This is a genomic window from Spirochaetota bacterium, assembly GCA_030154445.1.
In the GTDB taxonomy this organism is placed as follows: domain Bacteria; phylum Spirochaetota; class Brevinematia; order Brevinematales; family Brevinemataceae; genus Brevinema_A.
In genome coordinates this window covers 218,867-235,543 of the sequence record JAGUQW010000002.1, presented here as the reverse complement: position 1 = coordinate 235,543, position 16,677 = coordinate 218,867, and the positions used below count along the sequence as shown (strand labels likewise).

The window sequence follows — 16,677 nt, the reverse complement described above, 5'->3', positions numbered from 1 at the left end:
TAAACCTTTGACCTTTTTATAAATTTCAAATTATTTAGAAAGGTGGATCATTTCTATCATTCCTATTATAATAATCAGTTCTTTGTCCTGAAGAAAATCCCGAATTCATTCCTGATTTTTTATTATCTTTATACTCTTTATATGCTTGCTGTGCTTGTAATTCTAAAGGTTCAAAACGCATTGTTTCTCCAAAAAATTTTAAAGGAATCATATCCGTCCGTCCATTTCTATGTTTAGCAAAATTTAATTCTACGATACCTTGTGCTGCAATATTTGTTTTATCTTTTTCATAGTAATCTTCACGATAAAGCATTACTACGATATCAGCATCTTGTTCAATTGATCCAGATTCTCTTAAATCTGAAAGTTGTGGTGTTTTATCAGCACGAGATTCAACTCCTCTAGAAAGCTGTGATAAAGCAATAATAGGAATACCCAATTCTTTTGCTAATGCTTTTAAAGTGCCAGTAATTTTAGAAAGTTCGTGCGTTCTATTCGTATTATAAGAGTTTCCGCTAGAAGCTGAGACAATTTGTATATGATCAATGACCATTAATTGATAAGGATATTTTCTCATAATACTACGAGCTCTTGCTCTCAGAGTATTTAAAGGAATATTACCTGTATCATCAATAATAATATTCAGTGGGTCTAAATCTCTTGCAGCATTAAGTAAATAAGTTGCCTCATTTTCATTCATTTGAGCTTTATTAATTTTTTCTAATGGCACTTTTGATTCTGCAGAAAGAAGACGCATTGCTATTTCTTCTCCTGTCATTTCAAGAGAGAAAATTAATACTCCTAACCTATTATCTTGATCTTGAGGAACTTCCTTTAAAAATTTACGAGCAATATTTAAAGCAAAAGCTGTTTTTCCCATACCAGCACGAGCTGCTAAAATAATAAGAGCACCTTTTGATAATCCATTAGTGAGATTGTCAATATCTGGATATCCTGTAGGAATACCCATCAAAGCATCACCAGAAGCTTCTCGTTGTCGTATCAATTCAAGAGCCCGATTAATGTATTCTGAAAGTCTATGATACTCCGATGTCTCTCTTTTATTAATAATATTAAACATCAAACTATCGGCAGTGTTGAGAATTGTTTCTACATCCTCTTCTCTTTTCATAGCAAGATCTATAATTTGACGAGAAGCATTTATGAGAGCTCTAAGCAGTGAATAATCTTTGATAAGCTTAATATGGTATTCAATATTAGCAACAGAAGCAAATCGATCTACAAGATCGATTAGTGTATGCTGTCCGCCTATTGTTTGAATAGTATTTGATTTATTTAAGTTATCAGTAACAGAGATTATATCTACAGGTCTATTATTACTTTCCAAAACAATAATTGCCCGAAAAATAGCTTGATGACTAGGATCATAAAAATCCGCTTCATTAAGAGATTCTGTGATTGTGTATAATGCTCGTTGATTAGAGAGTGCTGCTCCTAAAATAGCTTGTTCTGCCTCAGCAGAATGAGGCGAAACAAGTATATTTTTTTCATTCATATCAATTCTCGAAAACGATTATTGAACCATTTTTTCAACAGTAATTTTCATATCTGCTGTTACATTTTCGTCAAGACGAACATGAAAAATATGTTCACCAATTGTTTTCACATGTTGAATCACAACTCTTTTTTTGTCAATTTTGAATCCATGTTCTGCAACTAGATTTACAATATCATTACTAGTAACAGATCCAAAAATTTTACCTTCAACACTTGAAGTTTTTTGAATAATTAAAGTAATTTCTTCTAATTTTTGTTTTAATTCTTGAGCAGATTCAAACATAAGTTGAGCTTTTTTAACCAACGAAGCTTTCTTTCTTTCAAGATATTTTTCACGACTTAATGTTGCCATTTCCGCAAGTTTTTGAGGAATTAAATAATTTCTACCATAACCATCACGCACTGTTTTCATATCTCCAGCACGTCCAAGTCCAGGAATGTTTTCTAAAAGAATAACTTTCACAGGGATCTCCTTTTTTTTTAATTTAATGAAAATCGAGATTAAATACCATAGCAGAAGCATTTCTGTGGTGGTAATCCATCCATATATCAGAAATACCTATTCCTATACATAGTACTAAAGGAAGAAAGAAATATTCTCCTGCACTAATAACAGAACCTACTACTAATATTATTCCGATTTCATAAGGGATTTTATTTTTTTTCAAGATATAAAGAATAGTAGCAAAACCAAATCGCCAGTAATATACAGCTGTATATACAGTAAGACTCAAGAAAAAACTACTAAAATTACTCTCATGATTTATATGTTTTACACTAAAATAAGCAAATAAAAATCCTACTATTATAAGAAGTTTATTATGACTAAATTTATGCATCATTCTATAACGAGCACTAATAGGATGAAAAGAAGATTCTATAGCTATCATAATTAATGCTACAAAAAATCCTGGCCACATATTTCTAAAAAAGACAATAGTATACCAAACTTCTATAAACAAGCTACTGTTATTACCTTTATATTGTTGAATATATGGTATTATAACATTATTAATTTCTACCCAATTTTGCATGGAATTAGGAATATAAAACCATATAACTATTCCTAAAATACACAAACCTATAAGATATAAATAATTATACCTTATAGAATTTGAAAATTTTATATTCTGAAGTATACATACCAAACTTCCTGAAAACAGAAAGCATATACATGCAACTCCCCACACAAAAATTGAAAAATCCATATTACTCTTTCACCCTTAATATTGAATTATTTACAATTAACGAGCTGAGAATGGTAAGAAAGCCATAATACGAGCTTTTTTAATTTCTCTAGCTAATACACGCTGATACTTGGAACTAGTTCCTGTAATACGACGAGGTACGATTTTACCACTAGGCATAATAAATCTTTTTAATAATTCAATATTTTTATAATCTATTGTAGCAGGATCAATTTGGTTAGTTGTAAATTTACATACTTTTTTAGCAAAGAATGATTTTTTCTTCCCACCAGCTCCACCACCAGGACGAAAACCTCTGTTCATAGGAGGTCGAGCCCCTTCTCTAGGTTGATACCCTTCTCTAGGTTGGTATCCACCTTCTTTTCTAGGTTTAAATTCTTTTGAGCCATCATTTATATTTTTATTCAAATTATCTAATGCTTTTCCAGCATCTTCAAAATCAGAATTTGTATTTACTTTTTGTTCTTCAGACATTTTTTTCTCCATTATTTATCAAGATTTTTAGAAAGGTACATCTTCATCAAAGGGATCGTACTTATCAAGAGGGGCATCATTGAAATCTGTATTATCATAGTAATCTTCTTCTTTTTTTGGTGTAGCTTGCTCTTGTCTTATAGGAGCAGCTACAGCCTGTGAATACTGTTGAGAAGAAGATGTAGCTGGTGTACCTGAAGGTGCTTTATTATTATAAGTACCTTGAGACGATGAAGTTTGTCCACCACTAGATGATGATAAAAACTCTACTCTATCCGCAATAATTTCAATAATAGACCGTCTAGTTCCATCTTGTGCTGTCCATGTACGCTGTTCTAATCTACCATCAATAGCAACTTGTTTACCTTTACTAAGGTATTGATTTGCTGTTTCAGCAGCTTTATTCCAAACAACTATAGTAAAGAATGACACTGAATCTTGCCCATCTTTAGACGGACGACCACCCACTGCAATTCCAAAACGAGCTACTGCTGCACCACTTGGTGTATAGCGTAACTCTACATCATTAGATAAACGCCCAACAAGGACTACTCTATTAATATCCCAAGCCATCTTATGAATCCAAGACTACCATGTGCCTGATAATACCTTGATCATATTTGATAGCCTCTTCAAAAACCACCAGTTGTTCGGGAATTGCATTAATATCAACAAAATAATAATATCCACGAGTGAATTTTTCACGATTTTGTACAATGACATACGCTAACTCTCGGACTCCCATTGTATTATTTTCTGACACAAGTTCAGTGTTTGCTTTACCCAGCGCCGTCTTGATACGCTCGATAGCAACAACATATTCGCTTTCTCTCAAAAGAAAAGCTATTTCATATTTTCTAGACATATTTCCTCCTTTCGGACCGTAGCCCATATATCAAAATATATGGGAAGAAGGTCGAAAATAATTAAAGACCAATCATTATAACTAAGATATATAATTTTGTCAATATTATTTTCAATTCAAATTAATTATTATGAATAGTTATTTATTGAAAAATATAAGATATTATGCTATAATATTGACTCACAATCTTCTTACTTAATATTTAAAATAATCAGAAGGACTGTTTTATGAATAATCAAAAAAACATATTCATTATACTATATAATAAAATTATAACCCTACTGCCATTTGATTCTTTATCTATTCCCAATAGCACCCCGCAATTTCCAATTTTTAAATTAAAAACAAAAAAAATAAATACTTATTTTATACATGTTTTAGTACCTTTTATTATTTTATTTGGAATTATCTTCTTTAATACTGCTGTAACACTTGGTTCAAACAAAATATCTCTAGGTGATTCTATATTAACAGATTTAATTGTTGAAAAAGAAAGTGTCCAAAATATTACATCTAAAACTATCGAAACACAAGAAGATCTGCAAAAAATATCCAATAAATCACCGCTTTCTTTTGCTTTTTATCGTATTTTACCAGGGGAGAATCTTTCTTCTGTTGCTATCAAATTTGGATTATCTATGGCAACTGTACTCTCTTTGAATAGTTTAGATAATGCACATTCTTTGCGTGTTGGACAAAAAATACTATTACCTACTCGATCTGGAATTATTTTCAATACTACCAACAAAGAATCTGTCTCAGAAATTGCTGAGCGTTATGGTATTTCAGCAGAAGAAATATCTCTAGTTAATGCACTATCTAGTACAAAAATCGAAGAAGGTACTACTTTATTTTTACCAAATGCAAATCTTTCTTTCAAAGCGATGGCCGAGATTCTTGGCTTCCAGTTTATCAATCCTGTCCCTGGATATAGAAGAATTTCTTCTCATTTTGGTTGGAGAAGACACCCTATCCTCAAACAACGAATTCTCCACAAAGGTATTGATTTTGCAGGATCTATTGGTACCCCAATATACGCTCCAAAAGAAGGTCGTGTGATCTCATCTGGATGGAATGGTAGTTTTGGGCTCACCATTGTTATTCGTCATAACAATGGATTAACAACATTATACGCTCATCAATCTAAATTGTTTGTTAAAGCTGGGCAATGGGTTACTACAGGTCAACGAATTGGTTCTATAGGTAATACAGGTAGATCCACAGGTCCTCATTTACATTTTGAAATTCGTAAATATGGACAAGCTAAAAATCCTCTATATAATGGATTGCAAATATAATATATTCATAAAGGGGAGATAATGTCTATTAATTTTAATAATTTTTTACATCGTAAAAATACCAATTGCAAACGATGGGATACTTTATCTTCTGATATGATAGCTATGGGTATTGCTGATATGGATTTTTCATGTCCTCCTGAAATAGTAGTAGCTCTCAAAAAAAGATTAGAACATCCTTGTTTTGGGTATACTTATCCTACTGATGATCTTAAAGAATTAATAGTACAACACCTCCAAACACAACATGCTTGGACTATACAAAAAGAATGGATTATTTTTTATCCAGATGCAACAACATCTCTATATTTTATCTTTACTGGAATTAAAAATCAACTTCAAAAAACTTCTCAAAATCAAGTAATATTACAACCTCCTGTATTTGGATCATTTTTTAATGATATTAAAAGAGCAAATTTACAAGCAATATCAAATCCTCTATTGTTACAAGATATCTTATATTCTATGAATTTTAAGAATTTACACACTCTTTTTCAAAATAACAAATCTATCCACAGTTTAATTCTATGTAATCCACACAATCCTATAGGACGAGTATGGTTAAGAGACGATCTCCTAACTTTAGGTAACTTGTGTGTTCAAAATGATTGTTTTATCATTTCTGATGAGTTACATTCAGATCTTATATTACCAAAATACAAACATACTCCTATAGCTTCAATATCTTCAGAAATAGAACAAAAGACTATTACGCTTATCTCACCTGGTAAAGGGTACAATATTGCAGGATTAAAAATTTCAGCAGCTATCATACCAAATGATGAATTACGATCTCATATTAATTTTGTAACAAACAATATGGATCCTAATATTTTTGGTCTTATCGCTTATGAAACTGCTCTTACTCATGCTCCCAAAAATTACACACCTATTTTAATGAATTATATAGAACATAACTTCAATTATTTAGATCAATTTTTAAAATCTAATTTGCCCCATATTACATTAATACCCCCTCAGGCTACTTTTTTGGCATGGATTGATATGAGAGCTCTCAATATGACAAACACAGAATTAGAAGACTTTATACTTAACAAAGCAAAGATTCATGTGATTTTTGGACATACTTTTGGTGAAGGTGGTAAAGGATTTATCCGTCTTAATATAGGTGCTCCATTAGATCAAATTAAAAAAGCTCTTTTTCAACTAAAAACAGCTTTATTAACACAATAAAGGGGTACTATGGTTTTATTATTAATATTATTTTCTTTACTGCCTGTATCAACTCTTTCTTTTTATACCTATCCTTTTGATAATTCATTAATTCACTTAAAAGAACTCAATACTTCTAACTTTACTATTATCTACTCTGCTTCTTCTGAACAACAAGCTTTTAAGATAGCTTCTTTTGCAGAAGAAGAGTTTGATTCACTAACAAATTATTATGGGGTCTTTCAACTTAGAAATTTTATTCCTAATCAAAAGATCCGTATTATTATATCTTCAGACTATCAATTAGCAAATGGTTTTGCTAGCTTACTCCAAATCCCTACTATACACTTGTACGCCAAAATACCTCCAGCTATGTCAGAATCTCATTCCTATACTCAAGCAGAACACCTTCGATCATTGTTTAGACATGAATTAACCCATGTGATAACACTGGCCATTCGTAAATTTGCTAAAAAAGATCCTCTTTTTAATCGTATTTCTCATATTATTAATCCCACTGTTGTTTTTACGGCTCGATCATTTATGGAAGGCTCTGCTATTGCTCGTGAAAGTGATGGTGACTATGGTAGACTGAAAGATCCTTTTATTTATCATCAAATGCGTAGAGATTTATTAGATAATGTATTTCCTTCTTTTGCTCAAATTAGTGGAGCCCATACAGGTTATGAAAAAGGTTCTCTATCTTATACTTATGGAGGATTATTTAATCAATACTTATCTCAAAATATTGATACTGATATAGACAAATCATATTGGACTGAAGCTGGTAATTGGAAAATCTCTAGTTGGAGTTTAAACACGGTTACTCAAAAAAAACAAAAAGCACTATGGTCAGAATTTCAAGACAGTCTCACCCCTTCTGTAGCGTTTATAACAAATACTAACGCTCTATTATCTACAAAAGATAGGCGTATCAATTCTATACAAAAAATAAAAAATAAAATTTATTATTTCAACCAACAAAACAAAGAACTTCGTACTTATGATCTCACTAGCAACAAAGATACTCATGTTGTTTTTGCTAACTATAATTGGCGTAAAGTAGTAGTGTCTCCTGATGAAAAACAACTACTTGTATCAGGATTTGCTAATCAAAAAACTTTTGTGATCTTAGTTCGAAACAAAACATTACTCCCTTTATCAAAATCATATATAGGCTTTGATGATGCATCTTTTTTGGTTGACACAACAATAAACAATCCAAAATTTGTTGCTATAGATAGAAATTCTGTTTATCCAGAATTAGTAATCTTCCAAAATGACACTACTAATTCTATCTATCAAGGTAGTGCTATTAATTATTTTGATTCTCCTGTTAGTATAGACGATCAATTTATTTATTTTTTACATTCTTATAATGGTAACAAAAGAGTTTCTCGTATTAATAGACTAAATAATACTGTCGCTAGCTTAAATACAACTAATCTCAATTTTCCCCGTTTTCTTACAGCAAATAATAATAGTATTAGTGTTTCGTTTGCTCCTAACACTAATTCTTTTTATTCAAGAGCTATTATTTCTAATAATAGTATGCGATTAATTAATGATAATATTAAAGGTGAAATTTTTGATTCTATATTAGATAATGAAATTCTTTATTATAGATCTTCTTTTTCACAACATGATAATATCATGAGTACTCCTCTTTCTCAGTTGAATATATCTACCTATCAAATCAATTTTAACAACCTTACACCTACCCCAAAGAATGATCTTTATTATGATGGGGTCATCACTCCTTATAAGGTCTCAAGAGATCTCTCTCCTTTATTTTGGATTCCTATTATTTCTGCTCGTGAAGCAGGTATTCAAAACATCACCATTGATTCTGTTGGAGCAAATGTATTGACTACTGGGCTAGCTATTGAATATACCAAAGCTACTCCCGAATTCAAATTTAATTGGCAAAACACAGAATTTCCTATAGAGTTTAATTTATTCTTTAATAATTATTTTATTCAAGCTAATGGTATCTTTCAATTAAAAGAACATCATTTGTTAAGCTCAGGGATCAGCACCTCATACAGTCATGATTCTTATCAATTAGCAGGCACTTTTTCTTTTTCAAGTATATTATCATGGCAGGGTAGACTCACTGGTAATCCAGATAAATTTACTTATACATGGGGACATCTAGCCTTTCAACAATTAATAGGTCGTACAGGTATATCTTGGCGTCAATATGCCTCAGAAGGTTCTTACGGATTTTATAGAAATCTAAGTATTTCTTTTCAACATCAATTAGATTATCTAAATATAAAATGGCAACGAGTAGTTGGGCTTATCAAATTATCTCCTCCTATACTTCCTATAGATATCAGCTTCTACGCTGTTTATGATACCTCTTCCTTTTCTATTTTAGGAATGTCTGCTCTTGGCAGTAGTTCCGTACCTCAATACAAAGAATATAGTACCTATAATATATTTAATGATCTCGTATTATATGGTAGTATTGATCTTATGCTTTATTCTTGGGAGATACAAAACGGATCTGGATTTGGAGAATTATTTTTTCATAGATGGGCTTTTTTTACAGGGTATAGAGCTGCCTACTGGGGAGATCAGTATCCTTATCTACATTCTGTATACTTCAAATCTAATCTTGATATGTCTATTTTATTTGGGACTGTTCCTTTTTCTATCATTGTAGAAGGTAATTATGCCATTACTACCAAAACATGGGGTTATAATTTTTATTTTCAAAGTTCTCTATCCTACTAACAAGCTTGTATCTTGTATTTTATTCACAAAAAAAAAGAGTAACATAACTTACTCTTTTTTCTTTTTAAATATTATTAATTATCATATTATTATCTTATCCTAGAATAAAATGAAGGATAGATAATAAACCTACAAACCACATTGCTGGTGAAATTTTATTAAATTCTTTAACAATGGCATGCGTTAAGATATATGTTAAAAATCCAAAACTTAATCCAACACTAATACTATAAGTAAGAGGCATCAACAATATCATTACAAAAGCGGGTATTGCTATTTTTATATCAGAAAAATCAATCTCTACAATAGATCTAAACATATACACCCCTACGATTACAAGAGCTGGAGCTGCCGCAAATACAGGAACAATAGATACAATAGGGGTGAAAAATAATACTAATAAAAATAAGATAGCTGTAATCACAGACGCAAAACCTGTCTTAGCACCTGCTGCCATACCAGCTGCAGATTCTCCAAAAGAAGTAACAGTACTTGTCCCCAACACAGATCCTACTAATGTTGCTCCAACATCAGCATATAGCATCCTACCAATCCCTAAAATCTCTCCATCTTTTTCTTTGATACCAATTTGTTTAGCACAAGATAAGAGCAACGCTAATGAATCAAACATATCAATAAACATAAAAGAAAAAATTACACTTGCTAAAGACCATTTAAGTGCCCCAAAAATATCAAGTTTAAATGCTATAGGTTCTATACTTGGAGGCATAGAAACAAAAGAACTAGGAATCGGTATTTCACCAAATATCATTCCCATAATTGTAGTAGCTACTATACCTATCAGAATACTACCTTTGACTTTTGTGACTTCCAACGCTATCATCAGTACAAGACCAAATAAAGATAACAATGTTGGAACAGTAAATTCACCTAATGATACTAATGTTGCCTCATTTGCTACAATAAGTTTCATATTTTGTAATCCTATAAAAGTAATGAATAGACCTATACCCGCAGAAGCTGCTATGATCAAAGAAGTGGGAATCGTAGAAGCTATTCTTTTTCTAATTCCAGAAAGAGATAATAACATAAAAAACAATCCAGAAATAAAAACCACCCCTAAAGCCACTTCCCATGGTACTCCCTGCCCTAACACTAATGTGAAAGTAAAAAATGCATTCAATCCCATTCCCGGAGCTAATGCCATAGGAACATTAGCCATAAAAGCCATTAATAAAGTGCCGAAAGCACTAACTAAACAAGTCACCGTGATCAAAGCTCCTTTGTCCATCCCTGCTAAAGATAAAATAGAAGGATTAACAAAAATAATATAAGACATTGTTAAAAAAGTTGTTACCCCTCCTATAATTTCTTGCTTAAAAGAACTGTTTCTTTTTGAGATAGTGAAGAAATTATCTATAGATAATAATAATTGATTATTGCTATTCTGTTTCATAATACTCTCCTAAGATTTATTATCTGAATATCGTTATTATTATATTTCTTTCAAAAAAATAGATAAGAAATTAATGGTATAGTTTAGTATGGAAATTCTACAGAATTTATTATATTAATCAAAACATTTGCTGATTTTTTACAGCCTCTTTAAAGAATTTTAGATATTGTTCTTTGTCATCACCTTTTGTACTATTACTCATCGCTCTAATAATCACTACATGTGCTACAGATGCACTTTCCATAAAAATTGACAAAATACAGACACACAAAATAGATAAAGAATTACCTGAAATAGATCTTAAGAAATATAAGACCTTCATAACATCACATGAATTTAATATATAATATTATATATTAATCATTAAGAAAGTGAGGATATTGTTAGAAATAAAAGAAAGATAAAACTTTATACTATTATAGTGTCCCATTTGTGGTGGGTCGTAGAAACATCTGACCGTATTACAGATATATATAAAAGTATAATCCTATTATAACCATAAAAATTTATTTGTCAAGATTTATTTATCACCAAAATCACTCTTGACAAATACTTAAATATCATTTACAATAAATAAATGATATTTAATCCTATATGTTTGTAATATGGACAAGCGTTTCTACAAAGCTCCGTAAAAGCTTTACTTTGATTATATAAAGTTATTTTTCAATTCTTCCTTATTCGTATCATCTTTGTTTATTTTTTATCACATTCTTTATATTTTTATATGAAACTTTTTTATTTGTCTATAATTATCCCATGGAGTACCTATGCTATTATTACAAGAAAAAATTCTTGAACTATCTACTGTTCCTAGAGAAGGAATTCTCAAAGTTGATAATTTTCTCAATCATATTATCGATCCTCAATTAATGCTAGCAATAGGAAAAGAACTTGCTCTGAGATTCAAAGACAGTAAAATAGACAAAGTTCTCACTTTAGAAGCTTCTGGAATTGCACCAGCTCTTGGTGTAGCTTTGGAGTTGAATGTACCTTTATTATTTGCCAAAAAGTCTCTTCCCTCTACTATGGCAGAAGGTTACAATACCAAAATATATTCTTTTACAAAAAATAAAGATTATGATATTTTTGTATCTAAAGAATATATCAAAAAAGATGAAAATATTCTCATTATTGATGACTTTCTAGCTATGGGGCATGCTGTTCTTGGTATGCAAAAGCTCATTATTATGGGTAAAGCCAATTGTATTGGTGTCGGTATTGTTATCGAAAAAAGCTTCCAATCTGGTAGACAAACTCTTGTAGATCAAGGTATTCATTTAGAAAGTCTTGTTCGTCTAAAAAGTGTTTCCCCACCGCATAACATTCAATTTATCACAGAATAAATCAATACTATTAGGAGTTATGCATGAGTATATTAGAAAAGATATTCAAAATATCAGAACGACAAAGCTCCATCAAACAAGAAATCATAGGTGGTATAGCTACTTTTGTAGCAATGTCTTATATTATTTTTGTAAACCCTTCTATTCTATCTAGTACAGGTATGGACAAAAATGCACTCATCACTGTGACTTGTATTGCTACTGCTATAGGGACTTTATTAGTTGCTTTCTTTGCAAATATACCTATTGTTTTGGCTCCTGCAATGGGATTAAATACTTTTTTTGCTTTTTCCATTGTTCAAGGACAAGGGGTTTCTTGGGAAATAGCCTTAGGAGTAGTTTTTTTATCAGGATTTTTCTATTTATTACTAACGCTAACAGGTATCAGAAAACAAATTGCTTCTGCTATTCCTATTCCAATCAGTTTAGCTGCTTCTATTGGTATTGGTTTGTTTATTACTTTTATTGGTTTAAGAGGAATGAATATTATTGTCGCTAATCCAGCTACACTAGTAGCATTAGGAGATTTCAATCCGAAAGTTGCTCTTTCTCTATTCTGTCTTTTTTTAATGGTTTTATTTGATGTCAAAAAAGTTCAAGGTGGGATGCTATTTAGTATTATCATTACTACTGTTATTGGTATTATCTTAGGTATAGTTGAAGTACCTACCAAATTTATATCTCTGCCCCCAAGTATAGCTCCTATTGCTATGAAATTGGATATCTTAGGTGCATTCAAATGGTCTCTAGCTGGTGCGATTTTTTCATTTCTATTCATCGATTTATTTAACTCTTTAGCATTTGTAATTGCATGTTGCAAACAGTTGGGTTTAGAAGAATCTGATGGCCGTATCAAAAATATCAATCAAATGCTTTATGCTGACTCTATCGCAACACTAGCAGGTGCTTGTATGGGAACAAGTACTATTTCTACCTTTAGTGAATCTACAGTAGGAATTACAGCTGGAGCCAAAACAGGCTTTGCTTCTGTAATAACTGCATTATTATTTATTTTAGCATTATTCTTCACACCTATTGTAACTATTGTTCCTTTATTTATTGCAGCCCCTGCATTAGTTATGGTAGGAGTTTATATGTTCAAAAATATTGTACATATGGATTTTTCAAACATGAAGACCGCTATACCAAGTTTTTTGACAATTGTTCTTATGCCTCTATCTTACAATATTGTTATAGGCCTCAGTTTTGGTTTTATCTCTTATATTATTATGCATATTATTGATAATGATTTTAAAAAAATATCTCCTGTATTATGGATTATAGGAATACTGTCTGTAATATTTTTATTCATAGCATAAGTCCATAATTTTATAAAAAAAAACACCTTTAAGAGTGTGCTTTTTCTAACTGTCTTTATAAACCAATATATATTTATTTTTAATTTACCATTAATTTATCAATATTTTGATTTAATTTTTTAAAATAATACCGTTACTTCCATCCCCAAACTTGTTTGCATTGTTTGATAAGTAACAGACTCAAATCCTCTTTGATATGATATTTTAAAAGATGTAATAACTCTATCAAATTCTATACCCATCCCAAAATTAACAGCTGGATGCCACCCGCTAGTTTCTAGAAATTTCGTGTTTTTTTCATCATATAAAGCTGCTATATTAAATCCCATAATAACACTAATTGTATCTTTCCATATAGGATATCTAAGATCAGCTCCAAAATGCACTCTAGTTCGTAACAAACGTTCAGACTCAGCAGAGGCATGAAAGGTCACTTCAATCCCTGTATACAATGTTGCCCATTTTATTTTACTATATAACTCCAAAGCCACAAATTCATAACTAATAAAACTAAAATCTTTTGAATTCCCTACATAACCATCAGCGATATGCACAGATTCATGAAAAACAGGTATTATTCTCAATTTCATCTCATAAGGTAAATACACATCGATAAAAGCAGCTGTTTGACCTATAATACTATAGAGATTAAGAATATTTAATTTACTTTCTGTCAATTCTAATTTTTTACGAATAATTAGAGGTACTTCAAATGCAGCACCAACACCTATTGCAAACTTAGGCGTACGGAACAAATAAATTTCTGTAGCGATCCGTCCTTCTAATACAGCCGTGATAGTATTAAAATTCCAAGCAACTTCAGATTGAGGATTTCGATATAATAATGCAGATTTTAGATCAAAATTATGTTTGATATAAGCACGGGATACAAAAGAGCGCGGATTCATCCAAGCTATATAATACTTATCAGAATCATAATGACGAAAGGAAAAATAACTATTTGTTTGCTTATTTTCAGCATTAACTAATTCTTGTGTAAATATTATATTAGTAATAAAAATCAAAACAAATAGATACATTCTCCATCCTATTCTGTGTCCAAAAACCATTTATTTATCTCCACTATTTGATTTTATTTGTGAATATTATGTATCTTTTTTCAGTATTTGTCAATACATCTATCAATTATCTCAATCAAAACAATATCTATTCTATAAAAAAAACACCCTAGCATAAGCATGAGAGTGTAATTTTTATATTTAATAAGGTGGTTTTTTATAGGGTACAGGCTTCTTAGCACCACTACATACAGAACAATAGGGTTTTTTGAGATGATTTTTTAAGATATCTATTATTTGATCTGGTTTTTGTGTTTCTTTATTTTTATCCTGTAGTGGCATAGTATCTCCATCGTGTTAATTAATTTTTTAATTTTGAATATTTATTCAAAAAAAATTTGCGATGATCTTTATAACAAATTTTTACTATTCTGAGTTATTTTTATAATTATCAGGATCTATAAAATCATTAATAATATTATTTATTGCTACTTATTAAAGTAGAAGATAGAATTATTTTATATTCAAAATAAGAAGTGATTTCAACAGATACAAAATGATATCTTCATAAGAATTCAAAATATGGAGTTTTTTGTTTACATATATAATAAGTAAATTAAGCATCCATTACTATTTTTGTTAAATTTAATCAAACTGTTTCAGCCTCATATCCCAAAATATGTCTTACAGCAAGTATGCCCATTACAGCAGCTTGATTGAGTCCACTACCATAGCCAGAACTATCCCCAGCGACATACAATCCTTTCATACTTGTTTCCATATTTTGATCGATTTTTAAACGCACACTACGAAATTTAATTTCTGGAAAATACAATAATAAATCTGAAGACGCAAATCCCGGAGCTATCTTACCATGGACTTCAATGAATTCAATAATATTATCTAAAATTCGTTTGGGACAAGCCAAAGAAATATCACCAGCTATATAATCTGTAGTCGTCGGAGTAATATTCAATCGTGCAAGCCGTTCTTCTGTTGATCTTCTATGTGTCACAAGATCTCCATAAGATTGACAAAGAACTTTCCCTCCTGTCAACATAGCACTCATTCTAGCAATAGATTTGGCATATTCAAAAGGCTCGTTAAAAGGTTCTGTAAAACTCTGAGTACATAGTAACGCTAGATTAGTATTAGTAGATTTACGATTTTTATAAGCATGACCATTCGCTAAAACAATCCCATCTGTATGTTTTTCTACGGCAACAAATCCGCTAGGATTACTACAAAAAGTTCTCATTTTATCTTTGTATTTGTTGGTATAGTAGATCATTTTAGCTTCATAAAAATGTTCGTTAATAGATTGCATAACAATGTCTGGGATTTCTGCACGAACTCCAACATCAACACCACCTTGTTCAAAATTGATGGTATATTTTTTGGCTATTTCTTGCATTTTACTAGCCCCACTACGACCAACCGCTATGACAATTTTATTTCCCATAGCTTTTTTCATCTCACCATTTTGAGAATACTCAACGCCTACTAATTGTTCATTTTCTATAATCAAATCTTCCCATTCTGCAGAAGTTGCAAATTTTACATTTTTTTCTTTAATAGAATTAATTAATAAAGTATAGAGATCTCTTGCTCCATCTGTACCTAAATGCATAGTAAGCGTATCTACTAATTGCACATTATTTTCTATACAAGATTTTTTAATAGCTGATACTTCGGTATTTGTAGTACCACCGACAGGTTCAACAGTACAACCTAATTCTTTATACAAATCTACGGTATGTTGAATTAATGAATCAACTGCTGTTTTTCCAGCAATAGTAAAAACATCCCCACCCACTCTATAGTCTAAATTAAATTTACAATCAGAAAAAGCTCCAGCACCACCTACTCCATAAACAATGGGTGACATTGTGTTTTTGTTTTTAGAGGTAACAGCTTCCAAACGATCTTCCCACATTAATCCTTTATCAATCAACAATATTTTTAAATTCGGATTTAACCTCAAAGCTTCGTAAGATCCCATAATAGCGGATTGTCCTGCTCCAACAAAAATTATATCATACATATATATTCCTCAATAAAATATCCAATACAAAACCTAGCTTAAAGCTAGGTCAATATTATACTAGATAGTATACATAATTTATCATCAAAATTCAAGTGTCTATAAATAGTTTCAACATAATATTTATTATAATTTGTTTTCATGTGTCATTCAATATAGCGTAGTATACTATCTAAGTTAGAAAAAATTTTCATAAAATTATTATATTGAATACAAGTATTTAGTACTTTTATTTATTTTATAAATATTTATTG

Annotated in this window: 16 protein-coding genes and 2 riboswitches; of the genes, 5 read left to right on the top strand and 11 right to left on the bottom strand. The window is 30.7% G+C overall.

What is annotated here, in order from left to right; translation table 11 throughout:
* Positions 1–34: 34 nt before the first annotated feature.
* From dnaB to rpsF, 6 genes are all read right to left on the bottom strand, one after another.
* On the bottom strand, positions 35–1,516 hold the full coding sequence (dnaB, locus tag KFW21_01235; GenBank protein MDK2818057.1) for a replicative DNA helicase: 1,482 nt from the start codon (positions 1,514–1,516) through the stop codon (positions 35–37).
* A gap of 18 nt (positions 1,517–1,534) precedes the next feature.
* Positions 1,535–1,981, bottom strand: a complete 447-nt coding sequence (rplI, locus tag KFW21_01230) for a 50S ribosomal protein L9 (protein MDK2818056.1) — start codon at positions 1,979–1,981, stop codon at positions 1,535–1,537.
* A 22-nt stretch (positions 1,982–2,003) separates the two neighbouring features.
* Positions 2,004–2,552 carry a hypothetical protein gene (locus tag KFW21_01225; protein ID MDK2818055.1) on the bottom strand — a complete coding sequence of 183 codons (549 nt, stop codon included), beginning with the start codon at positions 2,550–2,552 and terminating at the stop codon, positions 2,004–2,006.
* Between the two features lie 210 nt (positions 2,553–2,762).
* On the bottom strand, positions 2,763–3,029 hold the full coding sequence (rpsR, locus tag KFW21_01220) for a 30S ribosomal protein S18 (protein MDK2818054.1): 267 nt from the start codon (positions 3,027–3,029) through the stop codon (positions 2,763–2,765).
* A 198-nt stretch (positions 3,030–3,227) separates the two neighbouring features.
* Complete coding sequence (locus KFW21_01215) at positions 3,228–3,773, bottom strand: single-stranded DNA-binding protein (protein MDK2818053.1); 546 nt, start codon at positions 3,771–3,773, stop codon at positions 3,228–3,230.
* Position 3,774: 1 nt separating this feature from the next.
* Positions 3,775–4,092 (bottom strand): 30S ribosomal protein S6, encoded by a 318-nt coding sequence (gene rpsF, locus KFW21_01210; GenBank protein MDK2818052.1) that lies wholly within the window; start codon positions 4,090–4,092, stop codon positions 3,775–3,777.
* A gap of 200 nt (positions 4,093–4,292) precedes the next feature.
* Between rpsF and KFW21_01205 the strand changes: the two genes are divergently transcribed.
* From KFW21_01205 to KFW21_01195, 3 genes are read left to right on the top strand one after another with little or no spacing between them, the layout of a single operon-like run.
* Positions 4,293–5,363, top strand: a complete 1,071-nt coding sequence (locus KFW21_01205) for a peptidoglycan DD-metalloendopeptidase family protein (protein ID MDK2818051.1) — start codon at positions 4,293–4,295, stop codon at positions 5,361–5,363.
* 21 nt (positions 5,364–5,384) lie between these two features.
* The gene (locus KFW21_01200; GenBank protein ID MDK2818050.1) at positions 5,385–6,557 is read left to right on the top strand and encodes a PatB family C-S lyase; all 1,173 of its coding nucleotides are present in this window, start codon (positions 5,385–5,387) and stop codon (positions 6,555–6,557) included.
* A 9-nt stretch (positions 6,558–6,566) separates the two neighbouring features.
* The gene (locus tag KFW21_01195) at positions 6,567–9,278 is read left to right on the top strand and encodes a hypothetical protein (protein ID MDK2818049.1); all 2,712 of its coding nucleotides are present in this window, start codon (positions 6,567–6,569) and stop codon (positions 9,276–9,278) included.
* 94 nt (positions 9,279–9,372) lie between these two features.
* Here KFW21_01195 and KFW21_01190 read toward each other — a convergent pair whose 3' ends face one another.
* Together KFW21_01190 and KFW21_01185 are read right to left on the bottom strand one after the other, a co-directional pair.
* Entirely contained in the window at positions 9,373–10,695 is a 1,323-nt protein-coding gene (locus KFW21_01190; GenBank protein ID MDK2818048.1) for an NCS2 family permease, read from the bottom strand.
* 118 nt (positions 10,696–10,813) lie between these two features.
* The gene (locus KFW21_01185) at positions 10,814–11,017 is read right to left on the bottom strand and encodes a hypothetical protein (GenBank protein MDK2818047.1); all 204 of its coding nucleotides are present in this window, start codon (positions 11,015–11,017) and stop codon (positions 10,814–10,816) included.
* A 77-nt stretch (positions 11,018–11,094) separates the two neighbouring features.
* A riboswitch (purine riboswitch) is annotated at positions 11,095–11,192 on the bottom strand.
* Positions 11,193–11,263: 71 nt separating this feature from the next.
* A riboswitch (purine riboswitch) is annotated at positions 11,264–11,361 on the top strand.
* A gap of 104 nt (positions 11,362–11,465) precedes the next feature.
* On the opposite strand from KFW21_01185, the gene KFW21_01180 reads away from it, so the two are divergent.
* Together KFW21_01180 and KFW21_01175 are read left to right on the top strand one after the other, a co-directional pair.
* The gene (locus tag KFW21_01180) at positions 11,466–12,041 is read left to right on the top strand and encodes a xanthine phosphoribosyltransferase (GenBank protein MDK2818046.1); all 576 of its coding nucleotides are present in this window, start codon (positions 11,466–11,468) and stop codon (positions 12,039–12,041) included.
* A gap of 23 nt (positions 12,042–12,064) precedes the next feature.
* Complete coding sequence (locus tag KFW21_01175; GenBank protein MDK2818045.1) at positions 12,065–13,360, top strand: NCS2 family permease; 1,296 nt, start codon at positions 12,065–12,067, stop codon at positions 13,358–13,360.
* A gap of 119 nt (positions 13,361–13,479) precedes the next feature.
* Here KFW21_01175 and KFW21_01170 read toward each other — a convergent pair whose 3' ends face one another.
* The 3 genes from KFW21_01170 to KFW21_01160 form a co-directional block, all read right to left on the bottom strand.
* Positions 13,480–14,430, bottom strand: coding sequence for a hypothetical protein (locus tag KFW21_01170; protein MDK2818044.1), 951 nt, complete (start codon positions 14,428–14,430; stop codon positions 13,480–13,482).
* 150 nt (positions 14,431–14,580) lie between these two features.
* On the bottom strand, positions 14,581–14,721 hold the full coding sequence (locus KFW21_01165) for a hypothetical protein (GenBank protein MDK2818043.1): 141 nt from the start codon (positions 14,719–14,721) through the stop codon (positions 14,581–14,583).
* Positions 14,722–15,028: 307 nt separating this feature from the next.
* Positions 15,029–16,423, bottom strand: coding sequence for a pyridine nucleotide-disulfide oxidoreductase (locus KFW21_01160; protein MDK2818042.1), 1,395 nt, complete (start codon positions 16,421–16,423; stop codon positions 15,029–15,031).
* Positions 16,424–16,677 lie beyond the last annotated feature (254 nt).

Excerpts from the sequence above, each read along its gene's own strand:
- KFW21_01165 (MDK2818043.1), bottom strand. The coding sequence starts at position 14,721 with ATGCCACTACAGGATAAAAATAAAGAAACACAAAAACCAGATCAAATA.
- KFW21_01170 (MDK2818044.1), bottom strand. The coding sequence starts at position 14,430 with ATGGTTTTTGGACACAGAATAGGATGGAGAATGTATCTATTTGTTTTG.
- KFW21_01185 (MDK2818047.1), bottom strand. The coding sequence starts at position 11,017 with ATGAAGGTCTTATATTTCTTAAGATCTATTTCAGGTAATTCTTTATCT.
- KFW21_01195 (MDK2818049.1), top strand. The coding sequence starts at position 6,567 with ATGGTTTTATTATTAATATTATTTTCTTTACTGCCTGTATCAACTCTT.
- KFW21_01190 (MDK2818048.1), bottom strand. The coding sequence starts at position 10,695 with ATGAAACAGAATAGCAATAATCAATTATTATTATCTATAGATAATTTC.
- KFW21_01225 (MDK2818055.1), bottom strand. The coding sequence starts at position 2,552 with ATGCAAAATTGGGTAGAAATTAATAATGTTATAATACCATATATTCAA.
- KFW21_01205 (MDK2818051.1), top strand. The coding sequence starts at position 4,293 with ATGAATAATCAAAAAAACATATTCATTATACTATATAATAAAATTATA.
- dnaB (MDK2818057.1), bottom strand. The coding sequence starts at position 1,516 with ATGAATGAAAAAAATATACTTGTTTCGCCTCATTCTGCTGAGGCAGAA.
- rpsR (MDK2818054.1), bottom strand. The coding sequence starts at position 3,029 with ATGAACAGAGGTTTTCGTCCTGGTGGTGGAGCTGGTGGGAAGAAAAAA.
- KFW21_01180 (MDK2818046.1), top strand. The coding sequence starts at position 11,466 with ATGCTATTATTACAAGAAAAAATTCTTGAACTATCTACTGTTCCTAGA.
- KFW21_01200 (MDK2818050.1), top strand. The coding sequence starts at position 5,385 with ATGTCTATTAATTTTAATAATTTTTTACATCGTAAAAATACCAATTGC.
- rpsF (MDK2818052.1), bottom strand. The coding sequence starts at position 4,092 with ATGGGCTACGGTCCGAAAGGAGGAAATATGTCTAGAAAATATGAAATA.
- KFW21_01160 (MDK2818042.1), bottom strand. The coding sequence starts at position 16,423 with ATGTATGATATAATTTTTGTTGGAGCAGGACAATCCGCTATTATGGGA.
- KFW21_01215 (MDK2818053.1), bottom strand. The coding sequence starts at position 3,773 with ATGGCTTGGGATATTAATAGAGTAGTCCTTGTTGGGCGTTTATCTAAT.
- KFW21_01175 (MDK2818045.1), top strand. The coding sequence starts at position 12,065 with ATGAGTATATTAGAAAAGATATTCAAAATATCAGAACGACAAAGCTCC.